Origin of the sequence: Methylobacterium sp. WL119 (assembly GCF_008039875.1) — a bacterium.
Taxonomy (GTDB): Bacteria; Pseudomonadota; Alphaproteobacteria; order Rhizobiales; family Beijerinckiaceae; genus Methylobacterium.
Genome location: NZ_VRUU01000146.1, coordinates 1 through 9,055, shown reverse-complemented (window position 1 = coordinate 9,055; position 9,055 = coordinate 1). Strand labels below are relative to the sequence as shown.

14 protein-coding genes are annotated in these 9,055 nt (G+C 69.2%); all 14 read right to left on the bottom strand.

What is annotated here, in order from left to right:
- Positions 1–1,064 (bottom strand): porin (locus FV227_RS26625; protein ID WP_147860294.1); only part of this gene is annotated, 1,064 nt, incomplete at its 3' end.
- An 877-nt stretch (positions 1,065–1,941) separates the two neighbouring features.
- Positions 1,942–2,388, bottom strand: a complete 447-nt coding sequence (locus FV227_RS26620) for a hypothetical protein (protein ID WP_056250388.1) — start codon at positions 2,386–2,388, stop codon at positions 1,942–1,944.
- Positions 2,376–2,690, bottom strand: a complete 315-nt coding sequence (locus FV227_RS26615; RefSeq protein WP_056250390.1) for a helix-turn-helix transcriptional regulator — start codon at positions 2,688–2,690, stop codon at positions 2,376–2,378. Before FV227_RS26615 ends, FV227_RS26620 begins: the two co-directional genes overlap by 13 nt.
- 88 nt (positions 2,691–2,778) lie before the next feature.
- A complete protein-coding gene (locus FV227_RS26610; RefSeq protein ID WP_056250392.1) occupies positions 2,779–3,138 on the bottom strand; it encodes a hypothetical protein in 360 nt (119 codons plus the stop codon).
- Positions 3,139–3,218: 80 nt separating this feature from the next.
- Positions 3,219–3,908: a hypothetical protein gene (locus tag FV227_RS26605; protein ID WP_056250394.1), complete on the bottom strand. Its 690-nt coding sequence runs from the start codon at positions 3,906–3,908 to the stop codon at positions 3,219–3,221.
- 82 nt (positions 3,909–3,990) lie between these two features.
- Positions 3,991–4,236, bottom strand: coding sequence for a hypothetical protein (locus FV227_RS26600; protein WP_056250396.1), 246 nt, complete (start codon positions 4,234–4,236; stop codon positions 3,991–3,993).
- 74 nt (positions 4,237–4,310) lie between these two features.
- On the bottom strand, positions 4,311–4,649 hold the full coding sequence (locus FV227_RS26595) for a hypothetical protein (protein WP_056250399.1): 339 nt from the start codon (positions 4,647–4,649) through the stop codon (positions 4,311–4,313).
- Positions 4,650–4,748: 99 nt separating this feature from the next.
- Complete coding sequence (locus tag FV227_RS26590; RefSeq protein WP_056250401.1) at positions 4,749–5,870, bottom strand: tyrosine-type recombinase/integrase; 1,122 nt, start codon at positions 5,868–5,870, stop codon at positions 4,749–4,751.
- Between the two features lie 14 nt (positions 5,871–5,884).
- A complete protein-coding gene (locus FV227_RS30150) occupies positions 5,885–6,337 on the bottom strand; it encodes a hypothetical protein (RefSeq protein WP_056250404.1) in 453 nt (150 codons plus the stop codon).
- 54 nt (positions 6,338–6,391) lie between these two features.
- The gene (locus FV227_RS26585) at positions 6,392–6,886 is read right to left on the bottom strand and encodes a hypothetical protein (RefSeq protein WP_056250405.1); all 495 of its coding nucleotides are present in this window, start codon (positions 6,884–6,886) and stop codon (positions 6,392–6,394) included.
- A 106-nt stretch (positions 6,887–6,992) separates the two neighbouring features.
- On the bottom strand, positions 6,993–7,871 hold the full coding sequence (locus FV227_RS26580; RefSeq protein ID WP_056250408.1) for a hypothetical protein: 879 nt from the start codon (positions 7,869–7,871) through the stop codon (positions 6,993–6,995).
- Positions 7,871–8,374 (bottom strand): hypothetical protein, encoded by a 504-nt coding sequence (locus tag FV227_RS26575; protein WP_147842680.1) that lies wholly within the window; start codon positions 8,372–8,374, stop codon positions 7,871–7,873. The genes FV227_RS26580 and FV227_RS26575 overlap by 1 nt, the downstream gene beginning before the upstream one ends.
- 5 nt (positions 8,375–8,379) lie before the next feature.
- Positions 8,380–8,538, bottom strand: a complete 159-nt coding sequence (locus FV227_RS29350; RefSeq protein WP_187274963.1) for a hypothetical protein — start codon at positions 8,536–8,538, stop codon at positions 8,380–8,382.
- Between the two features lie 8 nt (positions 8,539–8,546).
- Positions 8,547–9,055 (bottom strand): GcrA family cell cycle regulator (locus FV227_RS26570; RefSeq protein WP_147860293.1); only part of this gene is annotated, 509 nt, incomplete at its 5' end.

The following is a 9,055-nucleotide window of genomic DNA, read 5'->3' as shown; positions in this document are numbered from 1 at the left end:
GCGCCGACGCCGTAGGCGCCCTGCAGGTAGAGGGTATCGCCGGGGGAGATGAACGGCAGGTTGACCTTCACGCCGCCCTGGACCGCGTAGCCGTAGTCGTTGCTGGTGTGGGGGATGCTGACGTTGGTACCCGTACCGGTACCGGCGCCGTTGGCAACGTTGCCGACGTTCAGCTCGTGCACCGCGGCGGTGAGCTGGGCGGAGCCCCAGGCCGCATCGTAGCGCAGGGCGCCGACGAAGTCGGGCATCCGGTTGCGCTCGATGCCATCAACGAAGCTGTAGCGGGTCGGGTTCGCTCCAGTGTAGCCGATGAACACCGGGATCGGCGAGTTGGTCTGCCCGAACGCGGCCGCTGCCGTGTTGAGCGTGACGTTAGCGGCGTTGCTGCTCGGCGAGAAGATCGGCGAGCGGCGGAAGGTTGGGTCTTCGGCCGAGATCGTCGCCGAGAAGCCGTTGCCGAGCGTTGCGGTGTAGGCCAGCAGGTTGGTCGAGGACACGTCGGAGCCGGCGGTGGCGCCGGCCAGCTCGAAGTCGTGAGCGTAGAAGTCGAAGAACGACGAGGCGCGACCGGCGGTGAAGCCCGCGAACTGGATGAAGGCCTTGTCGGCGTTCACGTACTGCTGCAGCCGGCCGAAGCTGTCGACGCCGAGACCCGGGTAGGCGTTGCCGATGCGCTGAGTCGTGCCCGAGGTGCCGAGACCGGAATAGCCGGAGCCGCTGCCGGCTTCCAGGCGCACGAACGCGCGAAGGGTGCCGTAGGCGGTCTGGGTGCGGGCGTCGAGGTTGATGCGCAGGCGGGTGCGGTAGCCGGTGGAGTCACCGTTATTCGAACCGTTCTGACGCGAGTACGACGGCTGGTAGGCAGCGTCGAAGCGGGCGCGACCCGAAAGGCGGAGGCAGGTGTCGGTGCCGGGGATGTAGAAGAAGCCGGCGCCGTAGGCGGAGCAGACGCGGACGTACTCGATGGGGGCGGCCTTCTTGACCGGCAAATCGGCAGCCTGGGCGCCGGCGACGGCGGCGAAGCCGGCGGCCGAAGCGAGCAGGGTGCTCTTCAAGAGCGTCATAGATATCTCCAAAAGCTTCGAGACCCGAGGATCGTGTGGTCGCGGGGCCGGGGCCGATCGCGTCACACTTTGTTTTGCGGCCCGCTTTTTGGTGCGGGCTCATCGGGCCCGCTTTTGCGATGCCCCCAGTGCCAAAACACTGTGTGCCAGCCGATCTTCTCGATCAACGCCGAATCTTGGTGTGGGGCGCGGTGCTGTGGGAATGTTGCATCGACGCAACGCTTTGGTTAGCTGGCGAGCAATTAGGTCAAAAAGGCCTCAGGCAGCACGTATACGAGACAGTATATCGTCGGCGATCGACCTCGTGAGGCACCCGCGCGGCGTCTGGCCTCTTCCGCTTCGCTCCAAAGACAACGAGTGTCTAAAGCGGTATTCGGCGCCTACACATCATATGTCGGGGGCGATCAACCAGGGAGATCGCTTCGACCAAGCGCTCGGCGCTGCGCCGTAGCAGGCCGAGGCCACCAGCAATCTTCGTGGCGGCGAGCATGTCGCGGCGCCCATTCGAGAGCTTGGCGCTCGCCAAGGAGATTGACCGCGAAGAGTTCGGCCGCGCCCCTACGCTGCCGGTCTCCGTTCACCAGCAAATTAGGCGGAATGCTTCCGCCCTGCTTCCGCCGGTCAGCGCAAACGACAAGGGCCGCCCGAAGGCAGCCCTTAAGTCGTTCGTACTGCTATGTAAATTGGAGCGGGCGAAGGGATTCGAACCCTCGACCCCAACCTTGGCAAGGCTCTCACCCCGCCGCAACTTTCCTAGGGACCGGCGTCCGGCCCGTCAATTCCCATGCAACGCCGTTCGATTGGATCGAGCGCCATGCACGGCCATGCGGGCCGGATTTCGTAATTGCGGGGCCATTCCGGGACCCCGCTCCGGGCGTCAGATATACACGTACCGCCCATCCTTCAGACGCATCCGGATCCCCAGGACGACGACGAAGGCTCCCGGCAGGATCTGGAACAGGTAGCTCACCAGGTACAGCCAGGGCGCGCCGGCCATCGCGGACATGATCGCCTCCGCGGTGGATCCGACCAGCATGAGGCCGGAGCCGAGGATGAGCGCGTCGAGGCTGTAAGCCCGCTTTGGCTGCGGCTCGGTCCTCAGGATCCCGCCGACGCTCCACCAGCAGCCGAGAGCATGCCGGAGCTGATCGAGCTTGGTGTCGCAGTCGGCGAGGTGCGATGACCACTCCTCGGCGTAGGACTCCCGCTTGCCCTCCGGCAGCCGGGCGGCCGCCTTGCGGATGAGGAAGCGGGCGAGCCTCGGGCAGCGGTCGTAGAGGTCCGCGCCCAGGATGTTCATGAGCAGCCCGATCAGGAGTTCCATGCGAGGGCTCCTTCCGGCGCGACCTGGTACTCGGCGAACGCGGCACGGGCCCGGGCGCGCCCTGCCATCGTCAGCGTGTAGAACCGTCGCCTCGGCCTCCCGGCCTCGCTCGGTTCCACCTCCTCCCACTTCCCCTCGACCCAGCCGGCGGTCTCCAGCCGGGCGAGCATGGGGTACATCGTCCCCGACCCGATGCGGGCGGACTTGCTGATCTCCGCGCCCGACCTCCCCTCAAGGGGAGCCGAGAGCAGGAACTTGAGCGCGCGCAGGGTCGTGTCGGAGAGCCGGACGTCCTCAGCCATGGTGTACCTCGAAAGTCGACATAGCCCCCTATATCGACTTTCGACTACGCTTGTCTAGTCCCTGGTCCTTCCGACGCAGGGCCCGCCCTCAGGCCAGTGTCGCGAGGTCGGCTTTGTCCTCCTCCGGCGCCGCCGGGGCCCACTCCATCCGGATCTCGGCCGCGCGGCGTTCCAGGTCCTCGGCCGCTCGGATCGCGAGACGCCGAGTGGGCTCGAACAGGGCATCGGGCACGGGGCGGGAGCCCGAAATCCACTGCGACACCTGCGCCTGGGTGATGCGCCGGCCCGCAACTTCCGAGAGCGCCGTCGCGAAGAAGCTCTGCCAGCGCGGCCCGAAGGCTCGCTCGCCGAGGCTGATGACGCCCCGTCGGATGAGGATTTGAGCCTCGGTCAAACCCGAGAGGTCGACCTTGGCCTCGCGGATCGGCTTGGGGAAATCGAAGGACACGGTGCGGGCTCCTGCGCAGGACGGGCGTTTCAATTCTACACCGGCCGCCCCGTGATGGGGGGCCGGTGGAGGTGCAGGCTTCAGGCGGCCTCGACTTCGAGGAGGTTTTTGATCCCCCGGCGGATGCGCTCGGCGCCCTCGTGCAGGCCCTGGTCGTTGCCGGCCTTCCAGCCGAGGATCGCCATCTCGACCTCGCGGCGCGTGACGTCTCCGGGGAGCGAGAGGATCGGCCTGCCACCCACGCGGACTTGGATGCTCATGCCTCCCGGCGCGCCCCACGCCCACCACCCCTGACCGCGGACGTCGTACCCGGGGAACTGGCCGATGAGATCGCACGCGACCTCCTCAAGATGGCGCACCTGCAGGTTTCGCAGAGTCGCAATCAAGTGCTCGCGTGCCTCCCAGCGGTCGTGGCCGGCGCGTCCGTGGCCGGTCATCCGAGCTACCTCTCCGACGAAGGTCCTGGCGGCGTAGACGGCCCTCTCAGCGGCCGTCCACTCGTCGTCCTCGGTCGACTGGCGCAGCGTCGGTGCCGCGGCGGCGTGCGGCTCCAGGGCGGCGGCGACGGTAGCGTGGTCGTCGGAGGTGCAGAAGTCGAACGTGAGGATCGCGGCAACGGCGGGGTGCTCCGGGAAGGCGCGTTTGGCGGCGGCCCGACCCTCGGCGTCGATCGTGCCGAGGGCGCCGAACATGGCGTAGACGGTCGCGTCCTCGTCCCGGGACGGGGACGCGGCGAGCACGGCCTCGATGGCGGGGATGACAGCTTTCATGGGTGTGGTCCTTCCGGAAGGGCTGGGTTCGGTCCTGAGGCCCGGGATCGGGAGGTCTCACACCCCTCCCGAGGGGCGGGCCTCAGTCGCCGGAGAGGCGGCGCTCGGCGCGCTTGCGCAGCACGGAGGCCTCGATCGTGCGGGCCGTCAGGCCGGTGCGCACGTGCACGGTCGCCTCGCGCTCGAAGTCCCGCTCGCCCTGGTAGCGGCGGTAGACGCCGACCCGGACGATCCAATTGCCGTCGAACCTGAACTCGCCCTCGGTCGTCAGGCGCAGGCCGTCGTCGAAGTCCACGCCGTCGTTGTCGAAGTCCACCATCCTGGCCATGTCCGGATCCTCTGTGCTGGGGGGTAGGGTTCTCGCCTGAGGCCGGGGGGCGATCCCCCGGCCGGTCCGCGCCCTCAGTCGGCGCAGACCTGGGAGTCCTCCCAGATCTCGGCCTGGAGCTCGGCGTTCATGACGCCATGGCCGTCCTCGGCGCCGCCGGCGACGACGATGTCGCGGTACGTGCGGCCGTTGATCCTGTGCTCATTGCCCCAGCAGAGGACCGAGCCGTCGCCCAGCACCGCGATCGCATCGGAGCCGAGGTCGTCGAGGTCGACCGTGGCGGTCTCGGTGGGGGCGGAGAGGGCCGCGATCTCGGCGAGCGCGGTGTCGAGGTCGGACTGGGTGATGATTTCGTTCAGGGCGTGCTCGACGGCCTGGTTGTGGGCGACGTTGGCGGCGGTGAGTTTGGACATCGGTGCGGTTCCCTCGGGGAGACCGTCTCCCCGTTGCTTGTAAATATACAAGCAACGGGGCCGAAAGCAAGGGGTGCTTGTAAAAAATAAAGCTCCGCGTTAGGCCGCCGCAGCCGCCTTCTGGTAGGCGCTCGACGTGTGGCCGTAGACCTTGAGGACCATGGCCAGCGACATGCCGAGGTACTCGCTCACCTCCACCGGAGGCACGCCGGCGCGGAGCATGATCGTTGCCCTGGAGTGCCGGAGGATGTGCGGCGTCGGCCAACCCATCTCGTCGGCGTCGCCCTCGGCCTCCTCCGAGAGGTAGCCCTCCTCCTCCTCGGGCAGGTCGGCGGCGAGGCCGGCCGACAGGTCGGTGACGCGGTGCGTCCCGTCGATGTCGCGCCGGTCCAGGCAGGCCCGGATCGCGGCCATCCTGAACCCCTTGCTGACCCGCTTCACGGCGGCACCGTTCCGATGGACGACGCGCGACACGCCGGCCGCCAGGTCCTCCTCGCGCCACTCCTTGAGGAGCGGGAGCAGGCGATCGTGGATCCGGCACGGGGGCTGCGTCTTGCGGGATGCCGGCGCCTCGGGGCCCTCGCGGAACATCGTCACCGTCGGGAAGTCCACGTACCCGGCGACCTTGTGCTTGCGCCAGCGCAGGTCGAGGACGGCCGCGCTCCGGGTGCCCGAGTAGAACGCGATCTGGAGGAACCGCACCAGCTGGTCGCCGGGCTCGTGGCGCAGGCCCTCGATCGGCTGCCAGTACGGCTCGCGCGTGGCGATGTCTGAGGAGAACCAGCGGAACCCGGAGGCCGCCTTCAGGAGGCGCTCGAACTCCGATTCGGTCAGCCAGTCCGGATGGCCCTTCGAGGCCTTGGGCAGTTCGAGCACCGGAACCGACGAGAGGTTGTACTCCCGATGCCAGGCGTTGATGGCGGCCGACAGGGTCCCGAGCTCGCGCCGGGCCGTCGACGTCGAGATCGGCTTCGAGATCTTCCAGCCGGGCTTCGTGTAGCGCTCGCTCGTCCGCTTCTCGACGTAGTCGCGGCACGTCGATCCACGGATCTGCGCCAGCGTCAGGCCCCTCAGGATGCGAAGTAGGTGGACGATGTGCTGGCCGACCAAGGCGGCATTCTTCGTGCCCTCCATGCGGGCGCCGTAGAACGTCAAGCAAGCGGCGACGGACACCAGGCGGGGGTTGGAATTCGCCGGGTCGTCGTGATCCGGCGAGGCCATGAGCCGCTCTCGGGCTAGGCGCCCTTGCTCCGCGATGTGGAGCGCGAGCTCCTCTTGAGCCGCGCCGCGAGCTGCAAGGCCGTGTCGTGTTCTGCGCTTGTAGCGCTCGCCATCGATGAAGTCTGCGATTGCCCAGACCTGTCGCTTCCGGTCGAAGACAAGGCGGGAGGGTTGCTTGGGGCGAGCCACGTATTTCTCCAGTCGAGCAGGTATTGGCGGGTCGTGTAGATCGCGTGTCCGGGCTGCATCGATTTCAGTCGATGAGGATCCGGGGCACGCGTCGCGGCCCGCAGCTGCGCGGTGGAGAAGGTCGGGAAGCCCAGGGCGTCCGCTAGCTCGGGGGCCCACGCGGCGACGTCGAGCGACATCAGCGTGTCCGTACCGGCCATGGAGGCCTCGTCGCGGGCGCCGTCCGAGAAGTCGAACGGGCCGGCGTGAAGGACGAATGTGGGCTTCGAATTGAGCATGGTGCGATTCTGAATCGAGGGGGCTTCGACTGCAACGGCAAATAGAGGCTGCGGTTAACACGGCGGGGGATGGTTACTGGGACATGCTCGAAGTCCCAGCGTTTCGGCCGTCCGCGTGTAGGTCCGGTTCGGGCGGTACCGGCGGTAGATCTGCCGCATCGCGTCATCGACGGCCTCGGCGCTATCGTCCGCGAGGAGCTCCGCCGACGCATCGCCGTCGTCGGATTCCGAAAACCGAAAGACGATGTACTGCCGCCCCAAGGTCGGCCGCCATCCGAAATGGGCCGGGCATGCGTCCGGGTCCCGCCGGCGGAAGAGCAGGAGCCGCCCCTCCTCGACGCCGAGGATCTCCCCCAGGAACTCGTCCTCCGGATCGCGGGAGAGGTGGGAGTCCCCGTCATCCCTCGCCGTGAACGGCGGACTGGCCGTCACCAGATGCCCATGCTTGATCACGCAGCGATCGAGGCTGTGGGCCTCGGTGATGCTCATGTCGAACGTGATCGACAGGGGAGCGGACGGGGTCGGGGCGGGCTTCTTCTTGGTGGCCATGGTCAGGTGTCCTTGTGTTCGGTGGAACGCGCAGCCTCGGCGCGTGCCCGGGAGGGTGTTCGGTGGAACGCGCAGCCTCGGCGCGTGCCCGGGAGGATCCGGCGCCTCACCACGCGAGGCTACCGAGGGCATCGGCATCGTCGGAGGGGGGCGGTTTGGGCCCCGCCGCCTCGACCGCGGCCACCCGGCGGCGGATCACCCGGAGCCAGTGCAAGCACGTCGCGACGTCGAACCCGGCGTGGCGGTGGTGCGCCGCGAGCGTCGGGACCGCCGCGTCGACCCGCGCCGTGCGGAACTCGGGCGGCAACGCGCCGATCCTGACGAGGGCGTGCCCCACGAGGGCGTCCGGATCGAGCACCAGCAGCTTGCGCAGAAGGGGCTCAACAGCGGCGTCGAGTTCCAAGTACGACCGGGCAACCCGCCCGCGTGGCCGCGCCGACCTCAGCGCCGCCGCGACCGCCTCCGCTTCGCGCACCTCGGCCTCGTACGCGTGCCGCGCGGCCTGCTGGACCGGCGGGAGCCCGCGGACCTGGATGTAGTGGGTCCGCCCGTCGTCGTCGCGGAACTTGATCCACGTCTGCTCGTGTGTCAGCAGGCGCCACATGCGCTGCCCCTCGGGCCCCGTCTCGGCCGCCAGCATGTCGACACGCAGGCCGTAGCGGACGATGACCCCCGCATCGTGCCAGGGCGTCTCCGGGTCGCGGGGGATCACGAGGGCCCGACGTCCCTCCCTGATCCTGGGGAGGTCCTCCACGATCCGATCGATGCCGAGCACGTCCACCGGCTCGCCGTCCCCGTACACCCCGTAGAGCCAGAGGACGTCCTCGCAGACGGCGACCATCTGAGCGTAGGCACCGGCCTCGCCCAGCGGCGTACCTGCCTCAAGGCCCTCGTCGAACGCCCCCTCGTAGCGCCTCGTCCGGAGCTCCTCGATCTGGCGCACCAGCTCGTCGAGACCGGAACCGGTCAGGATCCCGCCCGCCATCAGATGACCTCCCCGACACAGGCGTTCTCGACGCGCGTCCACGCGCCGTCGACGTAGTGGAAGGCGCGCCTGTCCTCGCCCTCGGGATCCCACCCACGCACGTGGGGCTCGGGGCCCCCGTCCACTCTCAGGACGACGACGCCCCCATCGAACAGGCGCACGCGCGTGACCAGGACCTCGCCGTCCCGGCGCACCGAGAGAACCGCCGAGACGAACGTCGGCACGTCGGCCGGCAGGCTCCTCGCGATCGCGGCCTCGACGATGGCTACGTCGCGGGGCCGCCGGCGCCCGACGCCCGCGTCGTCGATGAGGGCCGTCAGGCGGGCGCACGGCGGCAGGGGGGCCGCCTCCCGGATCAGAGGGACCGGCGGCGTCCAGTCGGCCGGCCGGGTGAGCTCCTGCAGCGCGATCTGGCGCCACATCGGATCGCGGACCATCGGGCCAGGATCCGGGACGTAATCCCAGAGGGTCATGAACTCGTCGGCGGGGGGCTGCTCGGGCACGGGGATCACTCCGGCTTGGCGAGGTCGGTGAGCAGCGCCTCGACGTGGGCGCGGTGCTCAGCGGCGAGGCGGTCCGGATCGAGGTGCGGGGGCAGCGCCTCGTCCTCGTCGTCCGGCTCCATCACCTGGTGGTTGTGCTGAAGGTCGATGGCACGGTCGCTCATGCGGCTCATCAGGCGGCCTTCCGGAAAGCGGGGACGTAGGCGGCCTCGCGCGACCTCGGCGCGACGGTCCGGTGCGCCGGGCAGTAGGGCGAGCCGAGATCGGCCGGGTGCCCGCAGGCCGTCGGGTCCAGACGGGGATCGCCGGCGATCCAGCGGCAGACCCCGTCTCGGACGTCGAGGATCGAGACGCGGCGGGACTCCGGCAGGAGAACGTCCGATGCGGCCGGGCGGGGCGCGGGCTTCGGCGGGGGCGGCGGCGCCTTAACCACGAGGGCCTTCGGGGCCTTCCGCGGGCCCTCGTGGGGCTTACGTGCAAGGGGGGGCCTGCTGGCCCCGGGGCCCTGGAAGCTGACGTTCTCGCGCCGCATCCGGCCGATGACCGAGCTGTGGCTACGGGCGATGCCCTCGGCGGCGAGCGTGGCCGAGATGGAGCGGGCGGACACGCCGGCGAGCCACAGCGCTTTGACGCGCTCGACCAGGTCGGGCGACCAAGTGTGGGGATGGAGGGGCATGGGGG

Coding starts and splice junctions, on each gene's coding strand:
- FV227_RS29350 (WP_187274963.1), bottom strand. CDS start 8,538: ATGAGCGACCGTGCCATCGACCTTCAGCACAACCACCAGGTGATGGAG.
- FV227_RS26620 (WP_056250388.1), bottom strand. CDS start 2,388: ATGGAACTCCTGATCGGGCTGCTCATGAACATCCTGGGCGCGGACCTC.
- FV227_RS26615 (WP_056250390.1), bottom strand. CDS start 2,690: ATGGCTGAGGACGTCCGGCTCTCCGACACGACCCTGCGCGCGCTCAAG.
- FV227_RS26605 (WP_056250394.1), bottom strand. CDS start 3,908: ATGAAAGCTGTCATCCCCGCCATCGAGGCCGTGCTCGCCGCGTCCCCG.
- FV227_RS26580 (WP_056250408.1), bottom strand. CDS start 7,871: ATGGCGGGCGGGATCCTGACCGGTTCCGGTCTCGACGAGCTGGTGCGC.
- FV227_RS26585 (WP_056250405.1), bottom strand. CDS start 6,886: ATGGCCACCAAGAAGAAGCCCGCCCCGACCCCGTCCGCTCCCCTGTCG.
- FV227_RS26590 (WP_056250401.1), bottom strand. CDS start 5,870: ATGGCCTCGCCGGATCACGACGACCCGGCGAATTCCAACCCCCGCCTG.
- FV227_RS30150 (WP_056250404.1), bottom strand. CDS start 6,337: ATGCTCAATTCGAAGCCCACATTCGTCCTTCACGCCGGCCCGTTCGAC.
- FV227_RS26600 (WP_056250396.1), bottom strand. CDS start 4,236: ATGGCCAGGATGGTGGACTTCGACAACGACGGCGTGGACTTCGACGAC.
- FV227_RS26595 (WP_056250399.1), bottom strand. CDS start 4,649: ATGTCCAAACTCACCGCCGCCAACGTCGCCCACAACCAGGCCGTCGAG.